The organism is Parasphingorhabdus sp., from assembly GCF_039977335.1.
In the GTDB taxonomy this organism is placed as follows: domain Bacteria; phylum Pseudomonadota; class Alphaproteobacteria; order Sphingomonadales; family Sphingomonadaceae; genus Parasphingorhabdus.
The window spans coordinates 1,463,969-1,481,124 of the sequence record NZ_JBDWDI010000004.1; the positions used below are offsets into that span (position 1 = coordinate 1,463,969).

A 17,156-nucleotide genomic window follows, 5' to 3' on the forward strand; every position below is an offset into this window, starting at 1 on the left:
CATCGAAACTGGGCTAGCATCTATGAAACAATAGATTGCGGCGCGCTTGAACAATATATTTCCGATATTCGAGTTTCTGAAAGACAAGTCTGAAGCAGGCCTGGGCTGCGCTCTGGTGACATTGACGGCGGTGACTGGCGCTTCGACACGCAATCCCGGCGCGCATATGGCCGTCGCTGCGGATGGTAGCGCGGTCGGGTCCTTTTCCGGCGGTTGCATTGAAACAGCGGTCGTTGCCGAAGCGGTGGACTGCATCAGCGCGAACGCCCCTCGCGAGGTCCGCTTTGGTGCGGGATCGCCCTATCTCGACATTCGTCTGCCTTGCGGCGGCGGCATAGATTTGCTTTTTACGCCCTTGCCTGATGCGCGCGTTGCAGCAGACCTGTTCCAAGCGGTTACTGAAAGACAACCTTTCACCATCAGCATGGATCGCGAGACAGGAGCACTAACCAGCGCGCCCGCTGAGCAGGATCAAGCCGTTGTCAGCAGCGGCTCATTGGTTCATGTCAACCATATCCCCGCTGCCAAAATCATCATCTTGGGCCACGGTGCGGTTGTGGAGAATCTCGCTAATCTCACAGCATCCTATGGGCTCGACTGCAAAATCCTCACACCTGATGCAGACATTGTTCAAAGCGCCGATAAACAAGGCGTAAAAGCCAGTCTGCTAAAAACCCCGGCGGCGACCAATCTCTATCGGGCCGATCCATGGACAGCGTGCGTCTTTTATTTCCACGATCATGACTGGGAAGCGGAGTTGATGAAACAGGCACTGGCATCCCCCGCCTTTTATGTTGGCGCGATGGGTAGTTTCAAAACCCACGATACCCGCAAGGTCTTGCTCAGTGATATTGGCGTCAGCGAGGACGACATAAAACGTATGAAAGCACCCATAGGTATCATCCCCTCCACGCGCGATCCGGCAACCTTGGCGCTATCCACCCTCACCGAGATTATCGAAACCTATCACAGCCGGTTTAGCCGAACCCACGGCAATATCGCGCTATAGGGACTGCCTCAAAGAGACTGGCCATCGTCCACAACCATGTCCGAGCCTGTGACCGACTGGGATGCGTCGGACGAGAAGTACAGCATCATGGCATCGAGCGATGACATGTCCTGCAACCGCCGCCGATGGAAACTGGCAATCTGGGCCTTACCACCTTCGGTTTGGTACCAGTCGCCCTGAATCTCTGTCGCGATATAGCCGGGATGGATGGTGTTCACGTTCACCCCTTGCCGCACCCACTCACGCGCGAGATTGCGGCCAAGATGGGTGACGCCCGCCTTGCTCGCGGCATAGGCGCTATCGCCCTCACCTGTCAGGCGTGACGTGATCGATCCGATTATCGTGATCCGGCCATTTTCCTTGGCACGGCTGTCATTGGCAATAAGCCGTTTGGCCCCTTCTCTGGCGACCACATAGACGCCGGTAAAATTCGTCCCGATAAGAGTCTGCAAACGGTCCAACGGCACATCGGTGGAACGTCCAGCGGCACTCACGCCGGCATTGGCAATGATCGAATCCACCACACCAAATTCGGCTTCGGCTGCATCATAGGCGGCGATAACCGATGCCTCATCGGTGACATCCAGTGGCACCGCCAAGGCATTGCCACCCCCGGCAATTATTTGTTCCGCCACTTCCACCGTGCGATCCGTGCGCCGCGCACCCAGCAGCACATTGGCTCCGGCGGCTGCGAATAGTTCAGCAAAATGCGCCCCAAGACCCGATGATGCCCCTGCAATCAAAGCGGTCCGGCCCGCCAGTGAAAATGGAATGTCCATATCTGTCCTCTGGATTATGCGTTATCACAATAGGCCCTAGACCATCGCCATCCGCTCGGCCAATATCGCTTTGCATAGGGGCAAATAGAAGAGGATAGATATGATCGACGCATCCCAAAATCAGCAGGCACTGAATTATGAAGGCAAGATAGTTTCCGTCATTGGCGGCTCCAGCGGGATTGGCAATGCCACCGCGCAGGCCTTTCGCGGATGCGGCGCAACGGTCCATGTTACGGGCACACGCGCGGGGGCCGACGATTATTCCAAGGATGAAGGCTCTGACCTGGACGGTCTGCACTATGCACAGGTCGATGCCGCCGATGATGCGGCCATAGCGGCCTATCGCCAGACGTTCGACAGGCTGGACGTTCTAATCTGTTCGCAGGGCATGGTGCTCTATAAGCGCGCAGAATTTGAACCGGAAAATTTTGCCAAGGTTATTCAAGTCAATCTCAACAGCCTGATGACTTTTGCGGGGCAGTTTCACGACCTGTTGAAAGAGGCTAAGGGTTCGCTGATTATCATCAGCTCTACCGCCGCTTTCCATGCGACTGTTGGTAATCCGGCCTATAATGCATCGAAAACCGGGGCGATGGGATTGACCCGTACATTGGGCAAAGCATGGGCGCCCGATGGTATCCGCGTAAACGGAATAGCACCGGGGTTAATCGCCACCAAGATGACGGCTGTGACCACCGAGAATCCCAAACGGCGCGAAGCAACAACCCGGAACATTCCGGTCGGCCGGATTGGTGATCCCGAAGATATGGCAGGATTGTCGCTGTTTCTGGCCTCTCCGCTCGCTAGCTATGTGGTTGGGCAGACGCTTATCGCAGACGGGGGATTATTGTTATAATGTCTCGCCGCAAGAGCCCGTTGGCCGGGCCAGTCCTTTCAGCGTTTATCATCGCTGCGCCGGTGCACGCGGCCAATGCTGAGGGGTATCGTTATGATCAATATAGCGCCTCTACCGATTGCGGAGACCGTAAGCCGCTGACGGAAAAGGAGCAAATGGGCTTGTCCCGTTCTGGCGATATATTCCGTATTTTGACGATGACGGGCACACAGGCAGAGAAGAATGAAACTGCCCACTGGATGGTGTTGGCTGTCGATGACACACCGTTAAGCAAGGCGATGGATTTTCCGCCGGAACGATGCGCTAGTGCCGCTATGCTGCAAATGTCTGATGGAAAGGAATATCGCGGTCTGTTGGAATATCAAGACATGTCGGGTGAAAGCGAGCATCGGCCGCGCGCCTATCGCATTCTATTTGAGCCAGGCAGCCCCATTCCCGAACTGCGCTATGATTATGGCGGCTATCGCATTAACGGACATCTCAGCTATCCGGAACATGGTAACAAGCCGCGCCCTTTTGCGGGGTGGTGGATTATGGTTGAACGCTGATCAAACGGTTTTGAGCGGTGTGTTCGGAACCGCTCGAGAGGCATAGAGATAAGCCAATATCGCCAAGGTCAGGCTCAATATCGTGATACCGATCACGGCATAATTGAGTGATAATGTGCCATAGTCCGGTGCCAATTTATCGCTGATGGCCCCGGCCACCGCAGGGCCAATGAAATAGCCCAGAAATGTAGCCGACAGGCTGGCGATGGATGAGGCTGTACCGCGTTCAGTTGGCGATACGGATGATTGCATCATCGCAATCGCTGGTCCTTGGGTGGACGAATGTACGCCATAGCCCAGCGCATAGAGCACAAGAGCCAACACCAAATTATCGGTGAGCAGGCAGAGGCACAAAAGCGGCAGCGACAACAACACGGCAATGGCGCTATACCAAGCACGCCACTTCGGGTTTTTTAGAGCAAGCCGATCGGTAACATAGCCGCCAATAATCATCCCAGGAACGCCGCCGGCAATCCACACGATCCCAAGATAAATACCCACCTGCGACACTGGGATTTCAAAATTGCGGATTAGGATCGGCGCCAACCAGATGGCGAAGGCATAGGAAGCGGTGACCGCCAGCGCGTTGGCCAATGCAACTCGGATGAAGATCCGGTTCTTCCAGAGCGAAGCCATGGTTGTTGCAAAAGGCTCCTGCGTCGTCGCTTTGGCTTTGTCCTCACCAGCTTTTGAAAACTGGCCACGATCGGGCTCGCGCACCGTAAAGTAAATTAATAGCCCGAGCAATACACCCGGTAGTCCGAGAATGATGAACGTCCACCGCCAACCATAGGCTTCAGCTAGCAAACCGCCTGCTACAAATCCAATCACCGGACCCAGCACTGCGCCGACAGAGAAAACCCCCATCGCTCTGGAAAGTTCGTGCGATTGAAAATAATTGGTCAGGATAGAGATTGCCGGAGGATTACCGCCTGCCTCCCCTACCCCAACGCCGAGGCGCGCCAGAAACAGCGTCCAGAAACCGGTCGCAACACCACAAAGCGCGGTCATCAAACTCCATAAGCTAACGGCAATGGCGACCATCTTCTTACGATTGGTGCGGTCGGCCAGTCGGCCTGCCGGTATCCCGAGCAGCACATAGAAAAGCGTAAAAGCCGTGCCCGCCAATAGCCCGATTTGTGTGTCAGTGAGAACGAAGTCGGCTTTGATATCCTCGATCAGGATCGACATGACCATGCGATCGGTGATGTTGAACATATAGGTCAGCATCATCACGAACAGGATGTAATAGCGGTACATGTTACCCGTCACTTTTCCGGGTACTGCGGCAGATTGCTGAACCATCCTCATCCCCTCCCTTGGGAGGAAGAGCGATAACGCGAAAAAGGGGGCGCAGCCAGTCCGGCCGCACCCCCTTTTATGATAGGGCTATGACGTTTGTCTTAGGCCGCAGCGGTCAGTTTAATATGCCGCCGCATGTGATGATCGACACTGCCAAATTCGCTTTCGATGATCGACAGCCGTTTGAAATAGCTGCCGACAGCCGTTTCATCGGTTACGCCCATGCCGCCATGGGTCTGGACCGCAGACTGGCCGACAAAGCGTGCCGATTGTCCGACACGAACCTTGGCCGATGATACCGCATGTTTGCGTGTCGCTTCGTCTTCAGCGAGTTTGATCGTTGCGAGATAAGACATGGAGATTGACTGCTCATATTCCATGAACATATCGACCATCCGGTGCTGGAGCACCTGGAAGGTGCTGATCGGAACACCGAATTGCTTGCGCTGCTTGGCATATTCCAGGGTCATTGCGTGGGTAACCTGCATCGCGCCCGTGGCTTCTGCGCAAACCGCCGCCGTGGCTTCATCAACAACCGTCTCGATCATTGGCAGACCATTGTCCAGTTCACCAATCAAGGCATCGGCCGGAACCGAAACATTTTCAAAATAGACTTCCGAAGCGCGGCGACCATCGACGGTTGCGTAGTCACGCAAGCTGACGCCATCGGCATCTTTGGCGACGATGAACACGGACACGCCACCTGCATCCGACTGTCCGCCAGAGGTCCGCGCTGTCACCACAAAATGAGTGGCCCAAGGCGCGCCGATCACGACCGCCTTTTGGCCGTTTAATGAAAAGCCTTCACCGTCTTTCTTTGCTGTGGTCGTCAGGTTCGCCAGATCATAGCGCCCCTGCGGCTCTGCATAAGCAAACGCAAAAACCTTCTCACCAGCAATGATGGCACTGAGATATTCTTCCTTCTGCGCCGCTGTCCCGGCATGTTTCAGGAAACCGCCCGCACAAACCACGCTCGGGATAAATGGCTCGACTACCAGCCCTTTACCAAATTCTTCCATGATCAACATGGTTTCAACAGCACCGCCGCCAAAACCGCCATCTTCTTCGGAGAAAGGCGCTGCCAACATGCCTAGCTCTGCCAACTGTGCCCAAAATTCGGGGCTCCAACCAGCATCGCTCGCGATTATGCCGCGCCGCGTATCCCAGTCATATTGTTCCCGAACCAGCCGTGAAATACCGTCACGAACCATATTTTGTTCGTCAGAAAAATTGAAATCCATAGTTTCGCTTTCTTATTGTGTTTGCGGGTTGGATCTAAAGTCCGAGAACCATTTTGGTGATGATGTTACGTTGGATCTCGTTCGATCCACCGTAAATTGATGTCTTGCGCATGTTGAAATAGGTCGGCGCTGCGCTGTGCGCATAATCCGGCCCAATCGGGAAGTCATTCGAGCCATCAGCCGGGAAGCTGCGGAAATCGGGCGTGCCATAGTGACCAACCGCTTCCAGCGTCAGTTCCGTCAGGCGCTGTTGAATTTCCGTACCCTTCACTTTCAATAGTGAACTTTCAGGACCCGGGCCTTTGCCCGCCTGCTCACCAGCCAAAGTCCGCAGCTCGGTAATTTCCAATGCCGAAAGATCAATTTCCAACTGGCTGATCTTGGTTGCAAAACCCATATCCTGAATCAATGGTTCGCCGTCCAGCAGCTCATGCTTGGCAATGTCTTTCAGCTGCTCGACACCGCGTTTGGAGCGGGCGACACCAGCAATGCCGGAGCGTTCATGCGCGAGCAGGAATTTTGCGTAGGTCCAACCCTTATTCTCTTCGCCAATCAGGTTCTCGGCTGGCACGCGAACGTCAGTCAACCAAACTTCATTCACTTCGTAGCCGCCATCGATCAGCTTGATCGGGCGCACTTCGATACCGGGCGTTTTCATATCTACCAGAATAAAGCTGATGCCTTGCTGTTGCTTAGGTGCATCGGGATCGGTCCGGCACAGGAAGAAGCCCCAATCGGCATGCTGCGCTAGGGTCGTCCAGGTTTTCTGACCGTTGAGAATATAGTCGTCGCCATCGCGGACAGCAGTTGTTTTCAGCGATGCAAGGTCTGAACCAGCGCCCGGCTCTGAATAACCCTGACACCACCATGTATTGCCGCTCTTAATGCCCGGCAGATGCTTAGCTTTCTGTTCTTCATTGCCAAATGTGTAGATAACCGGGCCAACCATGGCGACGCCGAATGGCAATGGCATCACGGCATTGACCCGCGCGTTTTCTTCGGACCAGATATAGCGCTGTGTCGGAGTCCATCCGGTTCCACCATATTGCTCGGGCCATGCTGGAACGGACCAACCTTTTTCGCCGAGAATTTTATGCCATGCCGTCATATCTTCAGGACTCATGTCATCCTGAACGGCGGCCCGTTCGATATTCTGCGGATAATTATTCTCGATAAAACTGCGCACTTCGTCGCGAAATGCCATTTCCTCTGCAGTGAATTCCAGGTTCATGACCGACTCTCCATTAGTGAATTTGGCGCCAACATAGGCCAAAAACCGCAGAAAACAAGCTGATCTAAAGACCGTAGCAGGTGACGCTACGGCAAGCAGTACTCCCGTGACATTTTCCTATCCGAAATATCCTCGCAGATTTAATCGACTCATTAAATGTCGCTCGAAAATTTATCTTTGCGCCTTTTTCCAAACCGCATACCGCGCTCCAATTTGCCCCGCAGTGCCGTATAATAAGCCTCTAGGAATATCCGCTCGTCACCGCTGCCTGGTTCCCAACCAATCTTGTTGCAGATCGAAGCGGTCACCGTTTCCAGTGCTTCATCAGTCCCGGTCCGAAGGACGCTTTCAAGGGTTTGGAGTTCATACTCCCCATAAACCGACAGATCGGAATCAGAAAATTCATAACGGCTGGCCGTCTCACCGGTAACAGGATCAGCCGATAGCTCTGCCGAGGGGGCCACGACACCATCCAGATTCCGTTTCACATTCTGGATGACCCAAGTCCCGGCGATCAGATCACCACAGCGCAAACGATCCTTGTTGAACAAAGGAAATAGCAGGAACATCAACACCCATAGGAAACCGGCCCAAGCGGTAAAGTCGCTCATTGTGCCTTCCGCCTCTCCGGATGTCAGGAAAACCAGAGGCAGGAACAGTTCAATATCCCGGATAATATTGCGCGCGATGATGGCCTCTGCAGTCAACCGCCCGCCGTCACGCGCCGCAACCCGAATACCAACAGCGCGCTTTCCCCAGGTCGCAGCGCGATCGCCTAGCTCAAAATAGAGAAAATAAGCGTTACGGAATAGAAAAACCGCGATGATCCAAAGGACCGCGACAACACTTAGTGGACCGCTTTCTTCCAGCACTATGCTACCATCGAAAGCCGCCTCAAAGCCCCATAAGACCAAAAAGCCCAATAAGGTCACACCGAGAATCAGGCCCAATATAATGATGATATCCAGCGTCAAAGCTCCGGCACGTGCGCCGGCTGTAGCGACCGTCACATTGAGCGGCACACCCTCCGGCGAGACCATGATCCGGTCCAGTTTAGGGGTAGTTGATCGCCTGATCCAAGGGTCGGTTGTCGTACTGTTCATGAATTGCCCTCCGCCCGGTTACGGCCAAAGACAAAGAAATAAACCAACCAGAATGTCAGCATGACGCCGCCGACCAAGTAACGCAGGCCTGTGTCATTGATAAGCTGGCGCGCAAATCCTTCCAGCAGTCCGGCGCAAATCAGCATGATCACCACACCTGCCATGACCAAAGCGGCACGTTTACCGGCGTCGCTGGCCGCTTTCAGATGAGATTTTGCGCCCGGAAAAGCTATGGACCGCCCGACATGTATGCCGGCGGCTCCGGCCAGTAAAATGGCAAATAATTCCGTCGTCCCATGGATTGATAGCCAACCGAGAAATTCAACCGTCAAGCCGCGCTGGGCAAATACCCAGACCATGGCACCCAGCAACGCCATATTATGGATGAGCAACAATATGCTCGGTACCGCAAAAGCGAAGCCGAGCGCAAAAGCCAGGATCGCGACCTGTGTATTATTGCTAAACAAATAGGCCGCAAATATCCCTAGTCCATCATGCTCTTTGGTGCTGAACAATGTCTCGCGCAGCGCCGCTTCGCTGGCCCCTGGCACACGCGTATCGGCAAAATTTCCTGGTACCAACGCATAAAACCAATCGCTGTCGCCCGCTACCAGGACATAGCCGATAAGGGTTCCGGCAATCATAACGAACAGAGCAATCCAGATATCCAGCTTAATCTCGCGGATCGACTGGCTCCAGCCGCCACCGAAAAAACCTTTGAGCCACCGTCCGAAACTCGTCTGTGTCCCGTAAACCATGAAATAGGACCGCAGCGCCAATCCTTCGAGATAGTCGATCAATCCGGCATCCAGCGAACTTTCACGCGCAATTGAAAGGCTGGACAATAATGTTCGATAGAGTGTGGGAAGCGCCAGCACGTCTTCGTCACTTAATCGCCGCGCTTTGCCCTTTTCCATCTTGGTCACTATGTCTTCAAGCCGCACCCAATCTGCTTCACGCTCCAACCGGAAGCGATCACTTTTGAGGGCCGCGGTTTCGATGGCCTGTTCGATGGCCGGGTCTGTTACCATATTGGCCATCAGATTGCCCCTCGCCGTTTGATCTTGAGGTAGCTGTTGATCAGCCGCGTGCCGATATGTTTGTGGGGGCCTTCGATCACATCAATACCCATATGCTGCAGCCTTGTGACGACCAGTTTCTTCTGTTCCAGCAGGCTTTGTGCCGTGACACTGCGCGCTACATCTTCAGCATTTTCCGGTTTCTTTTTGATAAACTCGGAAAGCTCTTCGTCTTCCAGTACCACAAACAGCACCAGATGCTTGTCAATCAGCCGCCCTGCCGCCTCCAGCATCAAATCGGCGCTGGTCGGATCGGTAAAATCGGTAAAAATGATGATCAGCGAGCGCCGCCGCAAGCGATTGGAGAGCGCCGATAGCGCCAAGGTGTAATTGCTTTCCTGATGCCGGTAATCAATTGTCGCCGCATCTTGCTGCATCCGATAGAAATTCCGGCTACCGGACAAAAAGGGCGTAGATAATTCGGGTTTGGCAGCGAAGCTGAACAAACTGGTTTGGTCACCAGATTTCAGAGTAATATAGGAGGTTAGCAAGGCTGCGGAGACGGCACGATCAATGCGCGGCAAGCCGTCAATTGGTTCGCACATGGCCGATCCGCAATCCAGCGCGAACACTATCTGGTTGTTGCGCTCGGTATCATATTCCTTGGCCAGCAATTTACTATGCCGGGCAGATCCTTTCCAATCGATGCTGCGCCGATCCATGCCCCGTTGATATTCCGCCAACGCTTCAAACTCGCTGCCCTCGCCGCGAAATTTGCGGGCCAAAAGACCAAAAATGGAATCGCGCAAGAACATCTGAACTGTTGGGCTGCGCACCGCCGAGATATTCGGCATGACGGCGACAGATTGATCGCTTTGCTTGGAGGTTTGACGCCACGCGAGACCAAGTGGCCCTTTCCAGCGCAGCCAGAGCTTGCCGATATCCCCAGTTCCCCGGCGGCTCGGTGTTGTCGTTGAGGCACCGCTATAGATGCGCTCTTTTGGTTGCGATCTGTCGAGCGTAAACGCGACCCGGCCATTGTCTGACAACCTGTCATCAACGCCAAGATTTCCGCTGATCATGCGCGGTGCCATCAGCCCGGCAAATTCAGCTTGCACACCAAGTTCCAATGGTGCGCCAATTTCGGTTGTCTTGGGAACTGCCAGTTGAACATTGCCCGCCTTTGCCGCGATCAAACCGTCAATCACCAAGAGCACCATGAGCATTGCAGCCCAGGCGATACCTATGGCCCACAGGTTCGGCATCATGGCAGCGAGCACTGCCGCAATGGGCGCCCCTATTGCGATAAGAAAAACAGCACGGGCGGTCGGGTAGATCAACGCGGTGCTTCCGTCCGTTCAACCAAAGCTTCGATAATCGTGTCGACCTGGCGACCTTCAATCTCCGCCGCGGGTGACAAGAGCGTGCGGTGACGCAAGACAGATGGGGCGAGCGCTTTGACATCATCCGGCACGACATAGTCGCGGCCCGATATCGCAGCCCGCGCGCGCGCCGCCGTTGCCAGCATGATCGCTGCCCGCGGACTGGCACCATTTTCCAAATCAGCGGTTTCACGGGTCGCACGAACCAGCCGGACGATATAGTCGGTCACATCCTCGACCAGCTTGACCGATTTCACAACTTCTGACGCTGCGAGGAGTGTTTTTTCATCCACTTGCGCGCTGATACCAAAATCCTTTGGCCCCGGTGCACCGATACGCTCACCATATTGGCTGACAATCTTCTTCTCTTCCTCGGCATTGGGATATTCGATCAACAGCTTGAACAAAAACCGGTCGAGCTGCGCTTCGGGCAGCGGATAAACGCCTTGCTGTTCAATCGGATTTTGCGTGGCAACCACCATGAACTGAGAAGACAAGTCGTGGGTCTCTCCATCAATCGTGACAGCGCGCTCCTGCATCGCTTCCAGCATCGCAGCCTGCGTTTTTGGTGGCGTCCGGTTGATTTCATCAGCCAGCAGCAAGTCACAGAATATCGGGCCACGCGTGAGAGTGAATGTGCTGGTCTGGAAATTGAACAGATTGGAACCGACAATATCGCCGGGCATCAGATCAGGGGTAAACTGGATCCGGCCAAAGTCGAGACTGAGGGTCGCAGAAAAACATTGCGCAAGGAAGGTTTTAGCTGTCCCAGGCGGTCCTTCTAGCAACACATGGCCAGAGGAAAACAGGGCGATAAGCAGATGATCGACAGTCTCTTCCTGCCCGATAATTGCTTTGGCGACCTCCGCTCGGATATTGTCCGCTAGCGTTTTCAATTCCCCTATGTTCATCCGATAAGTTCCTTTTTCCAATTATAGAGCGCCGCTGCATGTTCTGCAGTTTCGCGAGAATTTTGGGCCTGATTGAGATTATGGAGCAATTCCGAGAACCGGCTACCGCCGACCTCGCCAAGCATATCCAGCTTGCGGTCCAGCTCTTCGCGATCCGCGCCCGGCGACAAACCGATGGCGTCGATCGCTTCGCTGCGGATCATCTCCCCATAGGGATCGGCGACCAGTCGTTCGCGCTGCATCCGGTGGATGAAGCCTGCGCTATTATTAACCAGCGCCGTCTTGCCAAAATCAATGCTGCGCTGTTCGCGCACTGGCGGTCCGAAGCGGTTAAACGCCATCCACGCTGCTGCCAAAGCCGCAATTATCAAACAGATTGTTGCGGACAAGAAGGGCGGTTTAAATGCCAGTGTCAAAAGATTGTCCGACGAACCCAAGCCATTAAACGTGAGGTCGAAGATAATCGGGCCGTCTGTCTGCGCCTCAAGCGCGGTGATCAGGTCATAGGCGTGGCGCGCAATACGCTTGTTGCCCATCCCGGTATTGTTCATCAAATCGGCATCTGCGACGATGACAACCGGATAGTAAGACGCATCTATTTCATCATCGGCCGTGATCTGCGAGGGATCAAGCCCCTCCAAACTGTCATAAATACCGCCATCGTCGACATAGCCGATCAACGACTCTCCATTTTCCGGATCCTCAACAATATTCCGCAGATAGTCACCGGTCATGGTAATATGGATTTCCGGCAGAGGGATCGCATCTCCAACGGCGGAATCAGCAATTTCGGAAGTGTTGAATTTGGATTCCGTTGACTGCCGTTCACTGGCAATCACAGCATCGCTTTTGCCCTCATTCGCTTTTTCATCTTCTTCCGGACTGATCGTTTGCAGCTCGATATCCACAATCTCGCTCAGCATCTGCACACCGGAATCGCTGGCAACTGTACCCAGCCGCTGCGCCCAGCCCTTTTTCGATTCCATCCCGACAAGATTGGTCGTCGCCACATTCCATTTGGGCAGGATGATCATCGTCGGCCCGACATAAGCGCGCTCTTGTATGACCTCGGCTATCTTATCCGCTTCGGCATAGGCATTGGGCGTTACTATCAGCAAGCCGGGTTTGTTGAAGCCAGCGGCATTGCGCGACAATTGCACCTCGCGGCCAGTTTTTTCCAACAAATTTGCAAGGGCCTTATAACCGACCAGACTATTCGATGCCCCGTGGGCCCGGCCATTATTGCCAGAAGACAAACGGTCGCCAGCGCCCAATCCATAGAGTAACGCCACAAAGGCCGCGAAACCAATGGCAAACATGATGATGATTGTTGTTCGCTTGAATGGATTGGCCTGAACGCTCATTTCGCGCCAGCCTTTGATTTGCGCCAACTGTCGGCCAGTGCGAACTCACCATAAGCGTTGCGCGAAGCGGTCCATCCCGCTTCGCCGATTGGTGTGGCCGCAAAAATACCGCGTTCGACATGCTCTGCGATAACCGCAAACATGGCTCGCGCTGTTTCAGGAAGGCTATCAAATCGTTCAATTTCGCGGGACGTATTGGACGGCCGCAAAAGATCGGGACGCCGCTTTTCAATATCCTCGATACTCCGGAACAATAGAAGGTGCGCAGCTTCATCAAATTGTCCTTGATCTGCCAGCGTGTCCGCTTCTTCCAATAGCTGCCGCGCAGCACTGTGATCAGGCCGCCATTCTTCCACGTGCTTGGGTTTGCGGCCACGCCATTCTTCCCAATAGGGCGATAATATCACCCATAGCAGGGTCAAAACGCCTGCCGCCAACAACACCAGCAATATAATTCGAAGAACAGGCCATGCTGCAACCACGGCCTCAGCGGCAGGAGCGAGAACCTCCCCTAGCCATTCCAGAAAATTCGTCCACCATTCTGGCGGCTCTTCGGGCGGTTCCGGGGTGATATTGGCAAATTGAATTTCTTCATCAGCGCGCACGTCTTTCCACGCGGCGTCAAAAGAAGCGTTCTCATTATCACCCTGTACTATAGCGTCTTTTGCCACCCATCCGATGTTGCAGAAACGAGGAGCAGGAGCAAGAGTGAAGATTGCCTGCCAGAAGGCGAGCATCGGCCACCGTCTGATTGACAGAGCGGACCAGAGCAGGAATAAACTGGCCATAGCAACAGGGGCATGAGCATAATGACATTTGATATTGGCCGGGTGATGAGCGCCACCTTCACCGTTATATCCCGGCATCTCGTTGTGTTTCTGGGGCTGTCCCTGATCATTGCGGGCATGCCTTATGGGTTGATGCAATATTTTGCCCTGAATCCCGATGGACTTGCTGCCCCGTTTCTTGATGGAATGTTTGACGATGTGGGGGATTATTGGCTGACATTTATCTTCGCCGGTACAGGTATGTTCTTCGTCTATTTCATTTTGACGATTTTGCTGCAAGCGATGCTGATCGTTGCAACCATACGGGATATGCGCAGTCAGGATGTTGATATTGGTCTGTGTTTTGCGGAAGCCATGAAGCGTTTCTTGCCTCTTATCGGATTAGCTATTTTATCGCTGCTAGGCATCATGCTGGGTCTGATGCTGTTCATCGTCCCTGGCATCATATTATTCCTGATGTGGATGGTCGCTGCGCCGGTGATGGTCATCGAAAATCTCGGGATCACAGATTCACTCAAGCGCAGCGCCGAACTGGCCTCCGGATCCAAGGGTATGATGTTCCTGCTGATGATCATCTTCATGATCGCATCCGGCATGCTATCGGGCATGGCCGAAGGACTCGGCTTCTTCAACAGCACCGCGTCCGTGTTCCTCACGATTATCGCGGAGACAGCTATTGCAGCCGTGCAAGCTGCGGGCGTCGCTGCGCTATATGTGGAATTGCGCACGGTGAAAGAAGGGCCGTTTACCGACACGTTATCCGATATTTTTGCTTGAACAGACGCTGTCCTATTGTGCCACTTGGCGAAACTCCTACCATCGGGTATAGGTTGCATAATGATATTGAATTCCAAAGGGTGAGGCTTCCATGATTACACTAAACGTCAACGGTCAGGCGAAAGAGGTCGATGTCGACCCGGCAACGCCCATATTGTGGGTCGTGCGCGAAAACCTGAAAATGACTGGTACCAAATTTGGCTGCGGCGTTGCTCTATGCGGTGCTTGCACAGTACATCTCGATGGCAAACCTGTCCGGTCTTGCTCCACCCCCGTTTTCGAAGCCGATGGCAAAGCCATTACAACCATTGAGGGTCTTGCCGAAGAAGACGGAACGTTCAGCAAAGTGCAGCAGGCATGGGTTGATCAACAAGTGGCCCAATGCGGCTATTGCCAGTCGGGTCAGATCATGTCCGCCACCGCCTTGCTAAAAAATAATCCCAATCCCAGCGACGAACAAATTGATGCCGCCATGGCCGGCAATATCTGCCGCTGCGGTACTTATGTCCGGATACGCAAGGCGATCAAGACAGCCGCTGGCACATCCTCTGAAACGCAGGAGGCTTGATCATGGCGGATACAAAAACTTCTGAAGCAGCCCCCAAAAAAGGCAAATGGACACGCCGCGCCTTTATCGGTGCCGGCGTTGTCGCTGGCGGCGCACTGGTCGTCGGCGTCGCGGTCCGCCCTGGCAATCCGATTGACCGGCTCAGCCCGATGCTGGCCAAGGGTAAAGGCGAACAACTGATCAATGCCTGGGTCAAGATTGATGCGGATAATATCGTCACAGCAATCATTCCCCATGTCGAAATGGGTCAGGGGATTTTCACGTCCCTGGCACAAATGCTGGCCGACGAACTCGATGCCGACTGGAGCAAGGTCAAAATCCTCGAAGCACCAGCAGACGCGAAATATGTTTCGCATGACATTGGCCGCGAATTTCTGGCCCCTAGTCTTGAAGTACCGGCCATATTGGAACCCACAGTCGGCGGAACATTTTTGCAACTCGCCACGGCGATGAATCTGCAAATTACCGGTGGTAGTTTCTCCATTCGCGGAACCGGACAGCGCGCCATGCGGGTTGCTGGTGCGGCAGCCAAGGAAATGCTGATTGCCGCAGCGGCAGAGGACTGGAAAGTTCCCGCCGGTGAATTGCGCGCGGAAAATAGCATGATAATACACGACAAGAGCAGCAAATCGGCACCATTTGCAGATTTTGCTGCCGCCGCAGCAGAGCAAGGCCTGCCGAACAAACCAAAGCTGAAATCACCCAAAGATTACAAGTTGATGGGCAAAACCATTGCCCGCACGGATATTCCGGAAAAATCCAACGGCGCTGCCATTTTCGGGATTGATGCTGATCTGCCCGGCATGAAATATGCCGCTGTAAAAGCGGCACCGGTTGTCGGCGCGACGGTAGAGTCGATAAATGCTGATACCGCCAAAACCATGCCCGGTGTTTTGCAAATTCTGAACATGGGCGATTTTATCGCCGTGGTCGCGGATGGTTATTGGCAGGCTGAGCAGGCTCTCGGCACAATTGAGGCAAAATATTCCAAAACCGAGGGTGACGCGCTGGATCAGGACGCCCTGTTCGCTCGCTATGCGACTATGCTTGATGAAGCCGGTGACAAAGACGGGGATGTTGAAACCGAAGAAGGTGATGTTGGCGAAGCCTTTGCCAGTGCGGCGACCAAAGTCGAAGCAGAATATAAAGTGCCCTTCCTCGCCCATGCCACGATGGAACCAATGAATTGTACCGCTTGGGTGCGGGACGGAAAATGCGATGTCTGGTCCGGCCATCAAGCGCCGCTGATGGCGCGCAAAGCGGCCGCCGATACGCTGGGCATTGATATGGATGATGTGACCTATCACAATGCTTATCTTGGCGGTGGTTTCGGCCGGCGATCAGAAACTGACGTGATTATAATGGCGACCCGTATTGCCAAAGCGGCGAAATATCCGGTCAAGATGATCTGGTCGCGTGAAGAAGATACCATGCAGGATCATTATCGCCCGTCGGCCACGAGCCGTTTCCAAGGCGGTCTTGATAAGGACGGCAAAGCGGTAAGCTGGAGCAATATCCACACCCATTTGTTCGACCCGCAAGAAGCGCCAACAGTGCCTTATTACAATATTGCCAATCACAAGATCCGCAAAATTGATGTGCCGACCCATTTGCGCTTTGGCCCATGGCGTTCGGTCGATCACAGTCAGCACGGCTATTTCATTGAAAGCTTTGTCGATGAGATGGCGCATGCGGCCGGCAAAGATGGTTATGCGTTTCGCCGCGAGTTGCTCGCGGGTTCGGCGCGCCATTTGAAGGTTTTGGACAAGGCCGCCGAAATGGCGGGTTGGGACAAACCACTGCCAGAAGGCCATGGCCGCGGCATTGCCTTTGTTCCATCATTCGGGACAATCGTCGCAGAAGTGGCCGAAGTCGACATGACCGGCAAGAAACCGAAGGTGAAAAAAATCTACGTCGCGGCCGACCCGGGCTTTGCAGTCAATCCTGACGGCTTCGCAGCTCAGATGGAAAGCAGCATCGCTTACGGCCTGACCGCCACGCTCTATGGCGAAATCTCGGTCAAGGATGGCGCGGTACAGCAGAGCAATTTCCATGATTATCCAATCCTGCGCATCAACGAAATGCCCGAAGTGGAAGTCGAGATTATCAACGGTGATCACAAGCGTCTCGGCGGAGCAGGTGAACCGGGATTGCCGCCACTGGCTCCGGCCGTTACCAATGCTATTTTCGCCGCCACTGGTAATCGCGTCCGCGAACTGCCATTGAGCAAAGTGAATTTCGCCTAAAGCCATTCGTGCTGTCATTTAGAGGATAGATT

16 protein-coding genes are annotated in these 17,156 nt (G+C 54.1%); 6 read left to right on the plus strand and 10 right to left on the minus strand.

All coding sequences use genetic code 11. The features are described from left to right. The first annotated feature begins 46 nt into the window (after window positions 1–46). Window positions 47–1,009 (plus strand): XdhC family protein, encoded by a 963-nt coding sequence (locus ABJM21_RS14380; RefSeq protein ID WP_348300690.1) that lies wholly within the window; start codon window positions 47–49, stop codon window positions 1,007–1,009. Between the two features lie 8 nt (window positions 1,010–1,017). On the opposite strand, the gene ABJM21_RS14385 is transcribed toward ABJM21_RS14380, so the two are convergent. Next, window positions 1,018–1,788 (minus strand): SDR family NAD(P)-dependent oxidoreductase, encoded by a 771-nt coding sequence (locus tag ABJM21_RS14385; RefSeq protein ID WP_348300691.1) that lies wholly within the window; start codon window positions 1,786–1,788, stop codon window positions 1,018–1,020. A gap of 100 nt (window positions 1,789–1,888) precedes the next feature. Here ABJM21_RS14385 and ABJM21_RS14390 point away from each other — a divergent pair, with 100 nt between their 5' ends. Both ABJM21_RS14390 and ABJM21_RS14395 read left to right on the plus strand, forming a co-directional pair. Beyond that, window positions 1,889–2,644, plus strand: coding sequence for an SDR family oxidoreductase (locus ABJM21_RS14390; RefSeq protein WP_348300692.1), 756 nt, complete (start codon window positions 1,889–1,891; stop codon window positions 2,642–2,644). After that, entirely contained in the window at window positions 2,644–3,192 is a 549-nt protein-coding gene (locus tag ABJM21_RS14395; protein ID WP_348300693.1) for a hypothetical protein, read from the plus strand. The genes ABJM21_RS14390 and ABJM21_RS14395 overlap by 1 nt, the downstream gene beginning before the upstream one ends. On the opposite strand, the gene ABJM21_RS14400 is transcribed toward ABJM21_RS14395, so the two are convergent. The 9 genes from ABJM21_RS14400 to ABJM21_RS14440 form a co-directional block, all read right to left on the minus strand. After that, a complete protein-coding gene (locus ABJM21_RS14400; protein WP_348300694.1) occupies window positions 3,193–4,497 on the minus strand; it encodes an MFS transporter in 1,305 nt (434 codons plus the stop codon). It abuts the gene before it with no gap. Between the two features lie 98 nt (window positions 4,498–4,595). Then, window positions 4,596–5,735 carry an acyl-CoA dehydrogenase family protein gene (locus ABJM21_RS14405; RefSeq protein WP_348300695.1) on the minus strand — a complete coding sequence of 380 codons (1,140 nt, stop codon included), beginning with the start codon at window positions 5,733–5,735 and terminating at the stop codon, window positions 4,596–4,598. 34 nt (window positions 5,736–5,769) lie between these two features. Next, entirely contained in the window at window positions 5,770–6,966 is a 1,197-nt protein-coding gene (locus tag ABJM21_RS14410) for an acyl-CoA dehydrogenase family protein (protein ID WP_348300696.1), read from the minus strand. Window positions 6,967–7,118: 152 nt separating this feature from the next. Next, window positions 7,119–8,069: an RDD family protein gene (locus tag ABJM21_RS14415; protein WP_348300697.1), complete on the minus strand. Its 951-nt coding sequence runs from the start codon at window positions 8,067–8,069 to the stop codon at window positions 7,119–7,121. Next, window positions 8,066–9,109 (minus strand): stage II sporulation protein M, encoded by a 1,044-nt coding sequence (locus ABJM21_RS14420; protein ID WP_348300698.1) that lies wholly within the window; start codon window positions 9,107–9,109, stop codon window positions 8,066–8,068. Before ABJM21_RS14420 ends, ABJM21_RS14415 begins: the two co-directional genes overlap by 4 nt. Continuing rightward, the gene (locus tag ABJM21_RS14425; RefSeq protein WP_348300699.1) at window positions 9,109–10,428 is read right to left on the minus strand and encodes a DUF58 domain-containing protein; all 1,320 of its coding nucleotides are present in this window, start codon (window positions 10,426–10,428) and stop codon (window positions 9,109–9,111) included. The genes ABJM21_RS14420 and ABJM21_RS14425 overlap by 1 nt, the downstream gene beginning before the upstream one ends. Beyond that, window positions 10,425–11,381: a MoxR family ATPase gene (locus tag ABJM21_RS14430; protein WP_348300700.1), complete on the minus strand. Its 957-nt coding sequence runs from the start codon at window positions 11,379–11,381 to the stop codon at window positions 10,425–10,427. Before ABJM21_RS14430 ends, ABJM21_RS14425 begins: the two co-directional genes overlap by 4 nt. After that, a complete protein-coding gene (locus ABJM21_RS14435) occupies window positions 11,378–12,745 on the minus strand; it encodes a hypothetical protein (RefSeq protein ID WP_348300701.1) in 1,368 nt (455 codons plus the stop codon). Before ABJM21_RS14435 ends, ABJM21_RS14430 begins: the two co-directional genes overlap by 4 nt. After that, on the minus strand, window positions 12,742–13,533 hold the full coding sequence (locus ABJM21_RS14440) for a hypothetical protein (protein WP_348300702.1): 792 nt from the start codon (window positions 13,531–13,533) through the stop codon (window positions 12,742–12,744). The genes ABJM21_RS14435 and ABJM21_RS14440 overlap by 4 nt, the downstream gene beginning before the upstream one ends. A gap of 12 nt (window positions 13,534–13,545) precedes the next feature. Here ABJM21_RS14440 and ABJM21_RS14445 point away from each other — a divergent pair, with 12 nt between their 5' ends. The 3 genes from ABJM21_RS14445 to ABJM21_RS14455 all read left to right on the plus strand — a co-directional run bounded on the left by ABJM21_RS14445 (window position 13,546) and on the right by ABJM21_RS14455 (window position 17,124). Next, window positions 13,546–14,310, plus strand: a complete 765-nt coding sequence (locus ABJM21_RS14445) for a hypothetical protein (protein WP_348300703.1) — start codon at window positions 13,546–13,548, stop codon at window positions 14,308–14,310. Window positions 14,311–14,401: 91 nt separating this feature from the next. Further along, on the plus strand, window positions 14,402–14,878 hold the full coding sequence (locus ABJM21_RS14450) for a (2Fe-2S)-binding protein (protein WP_348300704.1): 477 nt from the start codon (window positions 14,402–14,404) through the stop codon (window positions 14,876–14,878). 2 nt (window positions 14,879–14,880) lie between these two features. Next, on the plus strand, window positions 14,881–17,124 hold the full coding sequence (locus ABJM21_RS14455) for a molybdopterin cofactor-binding domain-containing protein (RefSeq protein ID WP_348300705.1): 2,244 nt from the start codon (window positions 14,881–14,883) through the stop codon (window positions 17,122–17,124). The last annotated feature ends 32 nt before the right edge of the window (window positions 17,125–17,156 follow it).